The following is a 14,351-nucleotide window of genomic DNA, read 5'->3' on the forward strand; positions in this document are numbered from 1 at the left end:
GCGGTCACCCGGCTCCAACCCCGCCGCTACACACTTCTTCACATCGTCACGAGTCGTCACAGAGCGGCGTCCTCACGGGGGAAGGGTCATCGTGGACGCATGTCAGCGCCATCGGACGGGACCCGCTCCCTCGTGATCGTCGGGGGAGGTCCCCGCGCGGTCGGGGTCCTCGAGCGCCTCGCCGCGAATGCCGCCGAGGACGCCCTCGGGCCGGCCGCGCTCGTCGTCCACGTCGTCGACCCGTACCCCGTCGGCCCCGGCCGGATCTGGCGCTACGAGCAGTCGCCGCTGCTGAAGCTCAACTCGCGCGCAGCCGACGTGACGATGTTCACCGACGCGAGCGCGACGATCGAGGGGCCGGTGCGCCCCGGACCCTCGCTGATCGAGTGGGCGGAGGCGGTGCGGGCCGGCCGGATCGCGCTCGCAGAGGGCGACGAAGCCGTGCGCCGCGAGCTCGACGGGCTCCGCGCCGACAGCTTCCCCACCCGCCGGCTGCAGAGCCTCTATCTGCGCTGGTTCCACCGGGAGGCGCTCGCCGCTCTCCGCCCTGACGTCGAGGTCCGCGAGCACGCGGCGCGCGTCGTCGAGGTGCTCGGCCGCGACAACGGTGCGCAGCGGGTCGTCCTCGACTCCGGCGACGTGATCGAGGCGGACCTGGTCCTGTTCTCGCTCGGGCACAGCGGCGCTCTGCCGACGGTCGACGAGACCCGGCTGGCCGGGTTCGCCGAGCGCCACCGCCTCGCCTACCTGCCGCCGTCGTTCACGGCCGACGCCGACCTCGGATCCCTCCGCGCCGGACACGACGTGATCGTGCGCGGCCTCGGCCTCGTCGCGGTCGACCTCCTGGTGCTGCTCACCGAGGGCCGGGGCGGCCGCTTCGAACGGGACGACGCCGGCGGACTGCGCTACCACCCGTCGGGACGTGAGCCGCGCATCCTGATCGGCAGCCGCCGCGGGGTCCCCTACCACTCGAAGATCGGCTCGACGCTCCAGGGAGCCGCGCCCGAGCCCCGCTGGTTCTCGGCGTCCGTCGTCGAGGAGCTGCGCTCGCGACACCGCCCGCTCGACTTCAGCGAGGACGTCTGGCCCCTGATCGCCCAGGAGATGCTCTGGGGCTACTACCGTGAGCTCTTCACCGGGCACCCCGACCGGGTGAGCACCGACTGGACGCACTTCTCGGAGGTGTTCTCGCGGCTCGACCCGCGCGCCTCGGTCCTCGCCGGCTCCCGCGGCCCGCGACCCGAAGCGGGACAGGGGTACGCTCTCCCCGCACTCGGGGCCGACGCCGAGCGGGTCCTCGGAGATGCGCGGACCCTGACCGCGCTCGTCGCGGACACTGTGCCGGACAGCCTCGACAGGCTGCTCCTCCCCGATCTCGACCGCCCATTCGCCGATGTGCGGTTCGCCGACGGCTCGGCGCTGCAGGAGGCGGTGCGCGCCTACATCCGGGACGACCTGGCTCTGCGCAGCCGGCAGGAGCACAGCGCCACGATGGCGCTCTTCCTCGCGCTTCTGCGCAGCCACTTCCTCGTCGCCGATCTCACCGCGTCCGCGAGGTGGACGCCCCGCTCGCGGATCGAGGATCTGCACGGATGGTGGCTCAGCTGGTTCAGCTTCCTCGCGAGCGGGCCGCCCGCGCACCGTCTCGAGGAGCTGCTCGCACTCTCGGACGCGGGCGTCGTCGACTTCCTCGGCCCGGGCATCCGTGTGGGGACCTCCGAAGAGGAGGGCCGCTTCCTCGCGAGCGGCGGGGCGACCGATCAGGTCGTCCTCGCTGACGCTCTCGTCGACGCGCGCCTCCCCCGGACGTCCGTTGCGAGGAGTGACGACGCGCTGATGCGAGCGCTCGTCGCGTCGGGGTCGGCGGTCGAGGACCTCGTCGACGTCGGCGACACTCTCCTGTCGACCGGGAGGCTGCGCGTGCACCAGGACGACACCCTGCTGCGCTCGACGGCGGGAGGCCGCGTCGGCCGCCGGTACGCGATCGGCCCGTACACCGACTCGCCGTTCGTCGGCGCCTTCTCCCGGCCGGGCACGAACGCGGTGTCGTTCCGCGAGAACGACAAGGTCGCGCGCGCGCTGCTGCGCCGCCTCCGCGCACTCGACGACGAGGAGCTCGTCCGAGCCGGCACCCTGATCCGAGGAGCACGATGACCGCCGCCCCACCCCTCAGCCTCGCCGTCGCCCTCGAGGGCGCCGGCTGGCACCCCGCGTCCTGGCGCGAGCCTGGCGCCCGTCCCGACGCGCTCTTCACCGGCGCGTACTGGGCGGACATCGTGCAGCGGGCGGAGCGCGGCGGGATCGACTTCGTGACGATCGAGGACTCCTTCGCCCTGCAATCGGCGGACCCCTTCCTGGCCGACGACCGCACCGACGAGGTCCGCGGCCGGCTCGACGCGCTGCTGATCGCCTCCTACGTCGCCCCCCTCACGAGCCGCATCGGTCTCGTGCCCACGGTCACCGTGACGCACACGGAGCCCTTCCACGTGTCGAAGGCCGTCGCGACGCTCGACCACCTGAGCCGGGGGCGGGGCGGTTGGCAGGTCAGGGTGTCGTCACGCGTCGACGAAGCCTCGCACGTCGGACGACGAATCGCGGCGATCGTGCCGCCGGAGCCGGGCACGCCCCTTCTCGAGGACCCCGCGATCCGCGCCGTCGTCGACGAGCTCTTCGAGGAGGCGGCCGACGCCGTCGAGGTCGCACGGAGACTCTGGGACAGCTGGGAGGACGACGCCGAGATCCGCGACGTCGCCACCGATCGCTTCCTCGACGCCGACAAGGTGCACCGCGTCGACTTCGCAGGACGCTGGTTCTCGGTGCGCGGCCCCGCGATCACTCCCCGGCCGCCGCAGGGGCAGCCCGTCGTCGCCGCGCTCGCACACGCCGACATCCCGTACCGTTTCGCCGCGCGCTCGGCCGACGTCGTGTTCGCGACGCCTCAGAACGCAGCGGACGCCGAGAGGATCCTCCAGGAGATCGCCGAGGCGGAGCGCGGGGCGGGGCGCACGGGCGAGCGCCTGCGGGTCCTCGCCGACCTCGTCGTCGTCCTCGACACCCCGGCGGAGTCCGCCGCGGCCAGACTCTCGCGCCTCGACGCTCTCGGCCGACCGCTCACCGGCGACGCCGCCGTCGCCGCCGGGTCGGCCGCGTCCGTCGCCGACCGCATCGCCGAGCTCTCACGGCTCGGCTACGACGGCGTCCGCCTCCGACCCGCGGTTCTCGCCACCGATCTGCCGCTGATCGCCGACGACCTCGTGCCCGAGCTGCGCCGACGCGGTCTGCTCGTCGGGACGGAGGAGGGCCGCACCCTCCGCTCAGCCCTGGGCCTGCCCACGTCGATCCCGAACCGCTACGCCTCCGAGGAGCAGTCATGACGCGGCGACCGAAGCAGATCGTCCTCGCCGCCTACGTGGGCGGGGTGAACGAGCACACCCTGTGGGAGCACCCCGACGCCGGCAGCCAGGTCGACTTCTCGACGTTCCGCCGCGTCGCAGAGACCGCGGAGCGCGGGCGGTTCGACTACTTCTTCCTCGCCGAGGGTCTGGCCCTGCGGGAGCGCGCGGGGCGCCCGTTCGACCATGACATCGCCGGACGACCGGACACTCTGCCGCTCCTCGCCGCGCTGGCCGCGGTCACGGAGCACATCGGCCTGGTCGGCACGCTCAACGCGACGTTCAACGAGCCCTTCGAGCTCGCCCGTCAGATCGCGACCCTCGACCACCTCTCAGGCGGACGAGCGGGGTGGAACGTGGTCACGTCCTTCGACGCCTTCACGGGCGCGAACTTCCGCCGCGGCGGCTTCCTCGACCGCGCCGACCGCTACGCCCGTGCCGAGGAGGCCGTCCGCGCGGTGACGACGCTCTGGGACACCTGGACCTCCGACGCCGTGCGAGCCGATGCCCCCTCCGGCGAGTTCCTCGCCGACTCGTCGACGGGGTCGTTCGCCGTCTCGAGCAGCCAGTTCGACGTCTCCGGCCGTTTCACCGTGCCGCGCAGCCCGCAGGGCCGCCCGGTGATCGTGCAGGCGGGCGTCTCTCCGCAGGGTCGCGACTTCGCGGCGTCGAGCGCCGACGTGATCTTCTCCCCCTACCACCGGGGACCTGAGGCGCACGAGTTCGCGCGCGACATCGCGGCCCGGGTCGCGGCGGCGGGTCGCCCGGCCGGCTCCGTGCGGATCCTCCCGTCAGCCGCCGTCGTCCTCGGCGGCACCGCTGCGGAGGCGGAGGAGAGAGCGCGGTGGATCCGCGATCAGCAACTCACACCGCGCACGATCCAGGTGCTCTTCGAGCAGGTCTGGAACCGGGACCTGTCGGGCTTCGACGTCGACGGGCCGGTACCCGATCTCGAGGCCGACCTCGAGGCGCCGCCGCTGATCGAGGGCCGCGCACTGATCCACGGTGATCGCGCGGGGACCGTGCGCGCCTGGCGTGCGCTCGCTCAGGAGCGCGACCTCACCCTCCGCGGTCTCGCCGAGACCGTCTTCGACCGCACGGAGTACGTGGGCACGGCTGAGCAGGTCGCCGACCGTCTCGACGAGTTCGTGCAGAGCGGAGGCGGCGACGGGGTCGTCCTCGGATCGCACCTGCACCCGGGTGGTCTGGACGAGTTCGTCGACCGCGTCGTGCCGCTGCTGCAGGAGCGCGGTTCGCTGCGCACCGAGTACGAGGGCACGACCCTGCGGGAGAACCTCGGCCTGGAGATCCCCGCCCGGCCGTGACCTCATCCCCTCCGCCCCCTCTCCGACCTCCGAAGGAAGACCATGACCGACGCCTACTACGACCGCGCAGCCGACCGCCGTTACACCGCCGCCTACAAGAAGGAGACCCCCGACGTCCTTGCGGCGTTCACCGCCTTCGACACCGCCGTCTTCGCTCCGCAGGGTCGCGAGATCCCGCTCAAGTACCGCGAGCTCATCGCCTACGCCGTGGGCATCAGCAAGCAGTGCGTCTACTGCATCGACGGCCACGGCCAGAACGCCGTGCGCGCCGGTGCGACCGAGACCGAGCTCGCCGAATCAGCCTGGGTCGCGGCCGCCATCGGAGCCGGAGCCGCCTTCGCGCACGGCCGACTCGGCTTCAAGCTGACCGAGGACCACCCGCACTGATCGTGCCCCCGCCCCAGTCCCTCCTACCGATCGGCCGATCATGACGAACGAACCCGCCTTCAGCATCACCCTCACCCCCTTCGACGAGGACTACTCGCCGGCCCAGAGCTCCCGGATCACCACCAACTTCGCGAATCTGGCCCGCGGCGAGCGCCGCCGGGAGAACCTCCGGACCGCGCTGCGGATGATCGACGACCGGTTGAACGATCTCGTGCCGGGCGACGATCCGAGCCGCGGCCGCTACACGGTCGGGCTCGACATCGTCTCCGTCGGGCTGCGGCTCACCGCGGACGGCGAGGACCGGGAGTTCCCCCTGCTGGAGGTCCTGCGCACCCGGATCCTCGACCGCCGCACCGGCCGATGTCAGCCGGGGACACTGGGGAACAACTTCTCCTCCTACCTCCGCGACCACGACTTCAGCGTGCGGCTGCCGGCGGTCAACGCCGCGCAGGCCGGCTTCACCGTCCCCGACGACTTCGGCGTCCTGCACGGCGCGCTCTTCCAGCACTTCCGGGACTCCGCGCAGTACGCGGAGCTCTCGTCGACGCCGCCCGTCATCTGCATCAGCGTCTCGACGAGCAGGACGTACCGGCGCACCGGGACCCTCCATCCGATCCTCGGCGTCGAGTACCGGCAGGACGAGCTCTCGCTGACCGACCGGTACTTCGCGGAGATGGGCCTCGGCGTCCGCTTCTTCATGCCGCCCGGCAGCACGGCGCCGCTCGCGTTCTACTGCGGCGGCGACCTGCTGGAGGACTACTCGGACCTCCAGCTCATCGCCACCATCAGCACGATGGAGACGTTCCAGAGGATCTACCGGCCCGAGATCTACGGCGCGCGCTCGGCCGCCGCCGACGTCTACCGGCCGGACCTGGAGCAGCAGGACTACGTGCGGCCCGCGGTCTCCTACGACCGCGAGGAGCGCGGCCGGCTCGCGGTCGAGCAGGGGCGGTTCGCGGAGGAGCACCTCATGAAGCCGCACGGGGAGCGGCTGCGGCAGTGGGCCGCCGGGTACGCGGGAGCGGTCCGATGAGCGCGCGCGGAGCCTCGGCGGCCCTCCCGCTCCTGCCCACCTCGATCGCCGGCAGCCTGCCGAAGCCGTCGTGGCTCGCGCAGCCGGAGACCCTGTGGTCCCCGTGGCGGCTGACCGGCGACGCCCTGGCCGAGGGCAAGCAGGACGCCCTGCGCGCCGCTGTCCACGAGCAGCACCACCGGGGCCTGGACATCGTCAGTGACGGGGAGCAGACCCGGCAGCACTTCGTCACGACGTTCATCGAGCACCTCACGGGCGTCGACTTCGAGCGGCGCGAGACGGTGCGCATCCGCGACCGGTACGACGCGAGCGTGCCGACCGTCGTCGGCGCCGTGGGGCTCGAGAGGCCCGTGTTCGCCGACGACGCCCGGTTCCTGCGCGAGCAGACCGATCAGCCCATCAAGTGGGCGCTGCCCGGCCCGATGACGATGATCGACACTCTCTCCGACCGGCACTACGGGAGCCGCGAGAAGCTGGCGTGGGAGTTCGCGACCATCCTCAACGAGGAGGCGCGAGCCCTCCAGGACGCCGGAGTCGACATCGTCCAGTTCGACGAGCCCGCCTTCACCGTCTTCTTCGACGAGGTGCACGACTGGGGTGTGGCCGCGCTGGAGAGGGCGGCGGAGGGACTCCGCATCGAGACCGCGGTGCACATCTGCTACGGCTACGGGATCAAGGCGAACACCGACTGGAAGGCGACCCTCGGGTCGGAGTGGCGGCAGTACGAGGAGTCGTTGCCGCTCCTCCAGCAGTCCTCGCTCGACATCGTCTCGCTGGAGAGCCACCACTCCCACGTGCCGATGGAGCTGATCGAGCTCGTCCGCGGCAAGAAGGTCATGCTCGGAGCGATCGACGTGGCGAGCGGGACCGTCGAGACGCCCGAGGAGGTCGCCGACACCCTGCGCCGCGCCCTCCGGTTCGTCGACGCGGACCTGCTCCTCCCGAGCACGAACTGCGGCATGGCACCGCTGCCCCGCGACCTCGCCTGGGGGAAGCTCAGCGCGCTGAGCGCGGGAGCAGCGATCGTCCGCGAGGAGCTCGCGCCCTGACCGGCCTCCGGGGAGACGGGTCGCGGCCGGCCCGTCTCCCCGCACGTCCCGTCCGCCTCACCCCTCCGCTCGCGCCTCCTGCGCCGCGATGTCCTTCATCGCCAGGTCCGCCCGGCGGAACTGGTCCGTCTCCGGGAGCGCGAGGTGCAGTCCGGCGACGGTCGTGAGCGAGACCGTCACCTCGGCCACGGTCACGTCGAGGACGTGCCCGCCCTTCTCGCGGGCGTCGTCGACGTAGTGCAGGTGGTACCCGGGGACCGACACGGCCTGCTCGAACTGCGGAGTGCGGAAGCCCGCGATCGTGCCGCGGGTGTCGGCGATGCCGGTGACGCTCTGGTGGGCGGTCGCCTCGATCAGGGGCGGGTACGGCTCGGTCTGCGCGCCCACGGTCCGGGTGCGGACCTCGGTGAACCGGCCGTCGATCCGCAGGGCGACGGGGATGTTCCCGCCGTCGACCGCGTCGTCGATCAGCCGGGTGAGGCCGGCGAGACCGGTCGGCTCCTCCACCGTGAACGTCGTGGTCGCGTGGAAGGGCAGCACGGCGGCGAAGGGCGTCCGGTCGTCGCCGTCCGCGACCTGGACGGAGCCGTCGCTGCGCAGGTGGTAGCAGACGCCGTCGACGATCACCATCTCGCCGTCCAGGTGGTTGAAGGTGCCCAGCCCGAGGTCGCCGTGGGTGAGCAGCTCGCCGATCGTCAGGTCCCCGTCGTAGACCCCGGCCAGCAGCGCGGCCATGGTCGAGCTCTGGTAGATCGCGTAGTCGTCGGTCGAGTCGACCGTGTGCGTGCTCATTCGAAGGCGTCCTCGACCAGGTGGGCGGCGATGTCGACGTTGCGGCTGTAGTCCACCGCGACGTCGATGATCGAGACGCCCGGCTCGGCGAGGGAGGCGCGGAAGGCCTCCTCGAACTCGGCGAGGCCGCTCACCCGCCTGCCCGTGGCGCCGAACGCCGCCGCGAACTTCTCGATGTCGTAGGCGCCGAGCTGGACCCCGGACTTGCGGCCGTACTTCAGCAGCTGCTGGAAGCCGACCATGTCGTAGGTGTCGTCCCGCATGATCACGTGCGTGAACGAGAGGCCGAGCCGCGTCGCCGTCTCGATCTCCGTCGCGGAGAACAGGAACCCTCCGTCACCCGAGACGGAGACCACCGGGGTCCCGGGGCGCAGGAGGCTCGCCGCCATGCCCCACGGGAAGGAGACGCCGAGGGTCTGCTGCCCGTTCGAGAAGAGCAGGTGCTTGGGCTCGTACACGCGGAAGTGCCGGGCCATGAAGATGTAGTTCGAGCCGATGTCGCACGCCACGGTGGCGTCGTCCGAGAGCAGGTCGCGCATCAGGAGCACGAGGCGGGCGGGATCGACGGTCCCGGAAGCCGCCTCGGCCGTCCGCGCCGCGTCGTCGATCCGCTCCAGCTCGCTCCGGTGCCGGGCGACCCGGTCGGCCGCTTCCTCGTCGAGCTGCAGGCCGGAGACGAGGGGCGTGAGGGCCGCGACGGTCTGCGCGAGGTCGCCCTTCAGCTCCAGCGCCGGCAGGTAGTGGTTGTCCAGCGGGGCGTCGACGGAGTCGATGTGGACGATCCGGCGGTCGACGTCGCTGTTCCAGATCACCGGGTCGTACTCGACGGCGTCGTAGCCGACCGCGACGACGAGATCGGACTCGGCGAGGGCGAGGTCGGCGGGCTGGTTCTTGAAGAGGCCGACGCGGCCCAGGTAGTGGTCCTCGAGCTCGCGGGAGACGAGGCCGGCCGCCTGGAACGTCTCGATCACCGGCAGCTCCGTCTCGCTGATCAGGGCCCGCAGGGCCGCGACGGTCTCCGGCTCCGACGCGCGGAGGCCCACGAGGAGGACGGGCCGCTCCGCGGTGTTGATCAGGTCGGCGGCGTGCGTGAGGTCCTCGGCGCGCGCCGGACCGCTCGTCGGCCCCGTGGCCGCCCGGGTGATGACCTGCGAGGTCGGCGCGGCCATCACGCTGGCCGACAGGACGACCGCCGCGGCGCCTCGGGGCTCGGTGACAGCGGCGCGGAAGGCGTTGCTGACCGCCTCCGAGACGTCGTCCGGATCCGTCGACTCGACCGTGTACTTCGTCACGGTGGTGAGGAAGGCGGCCGCGTCCATCGACTGGTGCGTGCGCTTGAGGCGGTCGGAGAGCTGCACGGCCCCGGCGAGCGCGACGACCGGGTCCTGCTCCGTGTTGGCCGTGAGCAGGCCGGTGGCGAGGTTGGTCGTGCCGGGGCCGGAGGTCACGAGGACGACACCCGGGCTGCCCGTGAGCCGTCCCACCGCGGCGGCCATGAAGGCGGCGTTCTGCTCGTGCCGGCAGACGATCAGCTCCGGCCCCTCGTCGGCGAGGACGTCGAAGACCGCGTCGATCTTCGCTCCCGGGATCCCGAAGACGTACTTCACGCCGTTGGCGGTCAGGGTCTCGATCACCCGCCGTGCACTGCGCGTCTCGACGTTCGGCTGCTCCATGGTCGGCTCCGCTCTCTCCTCGGTTGTACCGACGAGCGTAGGAACGGGGGCACCCGGAGCGACCCGGTCAGATGACTCGTTCCCACCGGTGCATCTCCGGCGGCGTACCGATCGCAGTGACGGAGCGCTCGGGCGGGACACGCTCGGCTCCCCCGCCGACGGTCTGCTCCGAGAGTCGTCCGACGCTCGCCGCGACGTCCCCGGTCGTGATGGACTTGCCCGCATGATGATCTCTCCGCGCGAGTCCGCGCACGACACGAAGGCAGGCGTCTGATGGCCGAGGAGCGCGCGATCCTCGCGGGCGGATGCTTCTGGGGGCTCCAGGAGCTCATCCGCGACATGCCGGGCGTCTTCAGCACCCGCGCCGGGTACGCCGGCGGCAGCACGCCGAACGCGACCTACCGCCACCACGGCGACCACGCGGAGGCGGTCGAGATCGAGTTCGATCCCGAGCAGCTCTCCTACCGCGACCTGCTCGAGTTCTTCTTCCAGGTGCACGACCCGACGACGAAGAACCGTCAGGGCAACGACATCGGCACGGCCTACCGCTCCGTGATCCTCTTCCTCTCGCCTGAGCAGGAGAGGGTCGCGCGTCAGACGATCACCGAGATCGACGCGTCGGGCCGCTGGCCCGGACCGGTCGTCACCGAGGTCGAGCCCGCCGGCGAGTTCTGGGACGCCGAGGAGGAGCACCAGGACTACCTGCGCAAGCACCCCGGCGGCTACACCTGCCACTGGGTCCGGCCGAAGTGGGCGCTCGACGCCTGATCCCGGTCACGCGGGACGCGGGGCCCAGGGCTCCGCTCCCGCGGGCACGGCTCGCGCGCGGTGCGCGAAGAGCAGCACGACGGCGAGCGCCGAGAGCACGAGGGCCGGCGTCGGAGCCCAGGCCGGGGCGAGCGTCACGGTCGCCGCTCCGACGACCGCCCCGCCCGCGAGGCTCGCGACGATGAGCGCCTGGAGGGTCCTCGACCCGGACGAGCGCTCGGCGAGCTCCTGCATCAGGCTCGTGAGCGTGCCCGTGACGAACGTCGTCGTCAGGCCGGCGGCGCCGGAGATCCGCTTCGCGAGCACGGTCTGCAGCCCCAGCGCAGCCGCGCTGGTCGCGATGAACGCGCAGTCCACGAGCAGCGACGCGCCGCCCTGCACCGTCGGCCAGGCGACCGCGACGGCGAGCTGCAGGACGACCCCCACGAGCGCGATCGCGCGGAGCGGACGTCTCCCGTCGCCGGTCGACGGCGTGCGCGCCCGGGTCGTGCGGAACCCGGCGTAGACCGCTCCGGCGAAGAAGACGATCGCCGTGACCGCTCCGGCCGCGGTCGTCAGCCAGGCGGAGCGGGGGTACAGCCCCAGCAGCACCAGGTTGCCCGTCATGTTCGCGGTGAAGATGCCGCCGAGCAGGAGGAACGCGAACGCGTCGGTCGCGCCCGAGGCGATGGCCAGCAGCACCAGGGCGAGCCGCAGTCGCGCGGGCCCGGTCACCGCCGTCACGCGAGGCCCTCAGCCATGGAGCTGCCGCCAGGTGACGATCTGCTCTCCGCGGAGCTCGTAGCTCCCGAAGCAGCGGAGCCAGTGGCCCTCCCCCGTGTCCGAGCGGAGGTGCAGGGCGTGCTCGGTGAGGACGACGCTGCCGGCCACGGCGATCGTGACGAGGGCGATCCGGATCTCGGTGAACGCCCGGTGGACCTCGTCGCACATCTCGAGGACCCGCGCCCGCCCCGCGATCTCCTGCGAGCTCGACGCGCTGTAGACGACCTCCGGATGCAGGAACGGGATGAGCTGGCGGCTGTCGCGAGCGCTCCACACCTCGAGGAAGTCGCGCACGACCAGCTCGTTCTCGATCATCGCGACGCCCCGCACCGACGCGTCCTGCCAGCTCTCGGCCATGGGTCCTCCCGCCGTCCCCGCACCGACACTCGTCGATGGCGACGAGCCTGCCCGAGAGCGCCCCGGGCGCCTACGCGTCGGATGACCCGATCTCCCCGCCGGCGGGCTCACCGCGCGTGGGCCGTCGCCAGCTCGCCCCAGTGCGTCGTCGCCCGGAGCGAGAGGGCGTCGCGCTTCATCGTCCACACCGGCCCCGTGCGGATGCCTGCCAGCCCGAGGCCGACCGCGGACCGGCCGTGGCGCTTCGTCACGGCGTCGATGGTGGCGCCGAGGCCCTTCGTGTCGAAGGCGGTGTCGAAGATCTCGAGCAGCGCGTGGGAGTTCCGAGGCGACAGGTTCGTGAGGATGACGCCGGCCCGCACGTAGCGCGCGCCCTCCCGCAGCCGCGGGCGCAGGGTGCCGATCGCGGCCCTCACCATCGCCACCGGGTCGTCCGTGGGAACGGGGAAGCCGGCCAGGCCGCCGGCGGACTCGTACGGCGCGTCCGCGAACGGCGACGTCGACGCGAACACGCTCATCGTCCTGGTGACCGACTCCTGAGCGCGGAGGCGGTGGGCGGCGCGCTGCGCGTAGACGGAGAGCACCTGCTCCATGTCCGCGATCGTCGTCACGGGAGTGGCGAACGACCGGGAGAAGATCAGCTGGTCACGGACGGTGCGAGCGGCCTCGAGGGGGATGCAGTCGACGCCGCGCAGCTCGTAGACGGAGCGCCGCAGGACGACCGAGAACTTCTTGCGGATCAGCGCGGGGTCCGCGTCGCGGAGGTCGCGGACAGTGTGGATGGACAGCTCCGCGAGGCGCTTCCCTGTGCGGCCGGCGACTCCCCACAGCTCGGTGACGTGCTGCGAGGCCATGAGCGCGTCGAGCTGCTCGGGCGTGCACCAGTCGGTGTCGCAGACGCCCCCCAGGCGCGGGTGCTTCTTCGCTCCGCCCTTGTTGACGAACTTCGCGAGAGTCTTGCTCGGTCCGAAGCCGACGCAGACGGGCAGCCCGACGTTCTTCGCGACGGCCGCCCGCATCGCCCGGCCGACCTTCGCCCGCTCCGCCACGTCGCCGTCGACGCCGAGGAAGGACTCGTCGATCGAGTACACCTCCTGCCAGGCGGAGTAGCGGCCCAGCAGCTCCATCACGCGCGCGGACAGCTCGCCGTACAGCTCGTAGTTGCTCGATCGGGCGATCACCTCCGGGAGGCGACCGGAGCGGATGAGCGGCTCGATCTGGAACCAGGGCGTGCCGTTCTCGATCCCGAGCCTCTTCACCTCGTCGGAGCGGGCGACCACGCAGCCGTCGTTGTTCGAGAGGACGACGACCGGCCGGCCCGCGAGCCTCGGATCGAACAGCCGCTCGCAGGAGACGTAGAACGAGTTCACGTCGACCAGGGCGATGCGCCGCTCAGAGCGCACGGTGCAGCCGGTGGAGGCAGACGGTGACGACGCCCCACACCTGGAGGTCGCTCAGCTCGGCGACGTGGATCGGCGGGTACTCCGGGTTCTCGGCCCGCAGCACCACTCCCCCGGGGTGCAGCTCGAGGCGCTTGACGGTCAGCTCGCCGTCGAGGATCGCGATGACGACGCTCCCGTGCGTCGGCGTGATCGACCGGTCGACCACGAGTTCGTCGCCGTCGCTGATGCCCGCGCCGACCATGCTCTCGCCCGAGACGCGGACGATGAACGTCGACGTCCTGTCGCGGATCAGGTGGTCGTTGAGGTCGAGGGACCCGTCGAAGTAGTCCTGCGCCGGCGACGGGAATCCGGCCGCCACCGCCTCGCTGGTGACGAGGAACATGACGGCGACGGCGTCCGAGGCCGGGGTCGCGATGCGCTCCACGACGGTCACGCCCATGGTCGGCTCCCTCCTCATCGCATCGAACGTGTGTTCGAACGCGTCCGAGTGTAGGTCGGGGGCACCGACATTCGGGAGGCGCTCGGCGCCGTCCTCGACCGCTCGCGGGGACGATCACCGGGGACGCCGCTGGGCGCCCGGAGGAGTGGCGCGTCGGCCGACGCGAGCCCAGCCTCCCTGGAGCCTTCTCCGGCACGATCCGACCTCATCCCCTCGGAAGGAGCTCCTCTCATGCGCGCATCCCGTCCTCTTCCCGGCGACCCCTGGCCGTCGGAGATGGTCATCACGGTCGAGGACAACCCCGCGGCGCTGCTCGAGCTCCTCTGGATCCGCGAAGCGTGGGGCTTCACTCCGGCGGGCGACGGGCCGCCGCCGCTCGAGCGGTCCCCGGAACGGGTCGGGTCGGCGGAGCCCGGCGCCGACGAGCAGCGCGCCTGGCCTCAGCTGTGGCAGGACCGCGTCGAGCATCTGGCGGTCGAGACCGGCCCGCTCCTCCGACGGCTCTCCAGCACCGCCGACGGATCGCCCGAGCGCGCACGCCTCCTCGACCTCGCGAGCGGCCCCGGCTGGCGGGAGCGCTTCGGCGACGACTCCCTCGGAGCGCCTTTCCGCGCCTGGCACGACGAGCTGCGGTCCACCCGGATGGACGCGCGGGACGTCCCGCTGGACGCCGCCCCCGAGCGGCGCTGCCTCGGCTCCCTCGTCCCCGCCTGGAAGGCCGGACTGAGGACGGTGGTCACCCTCCCCTGCCGCGGCGAGTACACGCGCGCCGTCTCCGGCTCGGTGCTGATCCTGACCGACAGCGACCACCGGGACCCGGACCGCTACGCCGCCGCGCTCCGACGGTTCGCCGACGGCTCTCTGGAGTGACGGGGCACGGATCTCCGGATCGGATGAACGCTCCCGCGCTCCGGACGGTATCCCCCTCCGAGCCGCCGATCTCCGGCGACCGCAAGTCTCGAGGAGTGCAC

Annotated in this window: 14 protein-coding genes; 8 read left to right on the forward strand and 6 right to left on the reverse strand. The window is 72.1% G+C overall.

The window, feature by feature from the left end; all coding sequences use genetic code 11:
* Positions 1 to 99 precede the first annotated feature (99 nt).
* From C5C56_RS13570 to C5C56_RS13595, 6 genes are read left to right on the forward strand one after another with little or no spacing between them, the layout of a single operon-like run.
* Entirely contained in the window at positions 100 to 2,154 is a 2,055-nt protein-coding gene (locus C5C56_RS13570; protein ID WP_104319782.1) for an FAD/NAD(P)-binding domain-containing protein, read from the forward strand.
* Complete coding sequence (locus C5C56_RS13575) at positions 2,151 to 3,374, forward strand: LLM class flavin-dependent oxidoreductase (protein WP_104226542.1); 1,224 nt, start codon at positions 2,151 to 2,153, stop codon at positions 3,372 to 3,374. The genes C5C56_RS13570 and C5C56_RS13575 overlap by 4 nt, the downstream gene beginning before the upstream one ends.
* Positions 3,371 to 4,717, forward strand: coding sequence for an NtaA/DmoA family FMN-dependent monooxygenase (locus C5C56_RS13580; protein WP_104319783.1), 1,347 nt, complete (start codon positions 3,371 to 3,373; stop codon positions 4,715 to 4,717). The genes C5C56_RS13575 and C5C56_RS13580 overlap by 4 nt, the downstream gene beginning before the upstream one ends.
* 42 nt (positions 4,718 to 4,759) lie before the next feature.
* Complete coding sequence (locus tag C5C56_RS13585) at positions 4,760 to 5,104, forward strand: carboxymuconolactone decarboxylase family protein (RefSeq protein ID WP_104223293.1); 345 nt, start codon at positions 4,760 to 4,762, stop codon at positions 5,102 to 5,104.
* Between the two features lie 40 nt (positions 5,105 to 5,144).
* Positions 5,145 to 6,137, forward strand: a complete 993-nt coding sequence (locus C5C56_RS13590) for a putative oxygenase MesX (protein WP_104309634.1) — start codon at positions 5,145 to 5,147, stop codon at positions 6,135 to 6,137.
* Positions 6,134 to 7,186 (forward strand): methionine synthase, encoded by a 1,053-nt coding sequence (locus tag C5C56_RS13595; RefSeq protein ID WP_104262243.1) that lies wholly within the window; start codon positions 6,134 to 6,136, stop codon positions 7,184 to 7,186. The genes C5C56_RS13590 and C5C56_RS13595 overlap by 4 nt, the downstream gene beginning before the upstream one ends.
* Positions 7,187 to 7,243: 57 nt before the next feature.
* Here C5C56_RS13595 and budA read toward each other — a convergent pair whose 3' ends face one another.
* Both budA and alsS read right to left on the reverse strand, forming a co-directional pair.
* Positions 7,244 to 7,978, reverse strand: coding sequence for an acetolactate decarboxylase (budA, locus tag C5C56_RS13600; protein WP_104226545.1), 735 nt, complete (start codon positions 7,976 to 7,978; stop codon positions 7,244 to 7,246).
* Positions 7,975 to 9,651 (reverse strand): acetolactate synthase AlsS, encoded by a 1,677-nt coding sequence (alsS, locus tag C5C56_RS13605; protein ID WP_104319784.1) that lies wholly within the window; start codon positions 9,649 to 9,651, stop codon positions 7,975 to 7,977. Before alsS ends, budA begins: the two co-directional genes overlap by 4 nt.
* Positions 9,652 to 9,924: 273 nt before the next feature.
* On the opposite strand from alsS, the gene msrA reads away from it, so the two are divergent.
* Positions 9,925 to 10,419, forward strand: a complete 495-nt coding sequence (msrA, locus tag C5C56_RS13610) for a peptide-methionine (S)-S-oxide reductase MsrA (protein WP_104226547.1) — start codon at positions 9,925 to 9,927, stop codon at positions 10,417 to 10,419.
* A 6-nt stretch (positions 10,420 to 10,425) separates the two neighbouring features.
* On the opposite strand, the gene C5C56_RS13615 is transcribed toward msrA, so the two are convergent.
* From C5C56_RS13615 to C5C56_RS13630, 4 genes are all read right to left on the reverse strand, one after another.
* A complete protein-coding gene (locus C5C56_RS13615) occupies positions 10,426 to 11,142 on the reverse strand; it encodes a YoaK family protein (protein ID WP_104291818.1) in 717 nt (238 codons plus the stop codon).
* 9 nt (positions 11,143 to 11,151) lie between these two features.
* The gene (locus C5C56_RS13620; protein ID WP_104247117.1) at positions 11,152 to 11,538 is read right to left on the reverse strand and encodes a nuclear transport factor 2 family protein; all 387 of its coding nucleotides are present in this window, start codon (positions 11,536 to 11,538) and stop codon (positions 11,152 to 11,154) included.
* Positions 11,539 to 11,645: 107 nt separating this feature from the next.
* Positions 11,646 to 12,941 (reverse strand): Y-family DNA polymerase, encoded by a 1,296-nt coding sequence (locus C5C56_RS13625; RefSeq protein ID WP_104319785.1) that lies wholly within the window; start codon positions 12,939 to 12,941, stop codon positions 11,646 to 11,648.
* Positions 12,931 to 13,323, reverse strand: coding sequence for a LexA family transcriptional regulator (locus C5C56_RS13630; RefSeq protein ID WP_244230689.1), 393 nt, complete (start codon positions 13,321 to 13,323; stop codon positions 12,931 to 12,933). The genes C5C56_RS13625 and C5C56_RS13630 overlap by 11 nt, the downstream gene beginning before the upstream one ends.
* A gap of 288 nt (positions 13,324 to 13,611) precedes the next feature.
* Between C5C56_RS13630 and C5C56_RS13635 the strand changes: the two genes are divergently transcribed.
* On the forward strand, positions 13,612 to 14,250 hold the full coding sequence (locus C5C56_RS13635) for a hypothetical protein (RefSeq protein ID WP_104319786.1): 639 nt from the start codon (positions 13,612 to 13,614) through the stop codon (positions 14,248 to 14,250).
* The last annotated feature ends 101 nt before the right edge of the window (positions 14,251 to 14,351 follow it).

The organism is Rathayibacter sp. AY1D1, from assembly GCF_002932635.1.
Taxonomy (GTDB): domain Bacteria; phylum Actinomycetota; class Actinomycetes; order Actinomycetales; family Microbacteriaceae; genus Rathayibacter.

Excerpts from the sequence above, each read along its gene's own strand:
- C5C56_RS13570 (WP_104319782.1), top strand. The coding sequence starts at position 100 with ATGTCAGCGCCATCGGACGGGACCCGCTCCCTCGTGATCGTCGGGGGA.
- C5C56_RS13575 (WP_104226542.1), top strand. The coding sequence starts at position 2,151 with ATGACCGCCGCCCCACCCCTCAGCCTCGCCGTCGCCCTCGAGGGCGCC.
- C5C56_RS13580 (WP_104319783.1), top strand. The coding sequence starts at position 3,371 with ATGACGCGGCGACCGAAGCAGATCGTCCTCGCCGCCTACGTGGGCGGG.
- C5C56_RS13585 (WP_104223293.1), top strand. The coding sequence starts at position 4,760 with ATGACCGACGCCTACTACGACCGCGCAGCCGACCGCCGTTACACCGCC.
- C5C56_RS13590 (WP_104309634.1), top strand. The coding sequence starts at position 5,145 with ATGACGAACGAACCCGCCTTCAGCATCACCCTCACCCCCTTCGACGAG.
- C5C56_RS13595 (WP_104262243.1), top strand. The coding sequence starts at position 6,134 with ATGAGCGCGCGCGGAGCCTCGGCGGCCCTCCCGCTCCTGCCCACCTCG.
- budA (WP_104226545.1), bottom strand. The coding sequence starts at position 7,978 with ATGAGCACGCACACGGTCGACTCGACCGACGACTACGCGATCTACCAG.
- alsS (WP_104319784.1), bottom strand. The coding sequence starts at position 9,651 with ATGGAGCAGCCGAACGTCGAGACGCGCAGTGCACGGCGGGTGATCGAG.
- msrA (WP_104226547.1), top strand. The coding sequence starts at position 9,925 with ATGGCCGAGGAGCGCGCGATCCTCGCGGGCGGATGCTTCTGGGGGCTC.
- C5C56_RS13620 (WP_104247117.1), bottom strand. The coding sequence starts at position 11,538 with ATGGCCGAGAGCTGGCAGGACGCGTCGGTGCGGGGCGTCGCGATGATC.
- C5C56_RS13630 (WP_244230689.1), bottom strand. The coding sequence starts at position 13,323 with ATGTTCCTCGTCACCAGCGAGGCGGTGGCGGCCGGATTCCCGTCGCCG.
- C5C56_RS13635 (WP_104319786.1), top strand. The coding sequence starts at position 13,612 with ATGCGCGCATCCCGTCCTCTTCCCGGCGACCCCTGGCCGTCGGAGATG.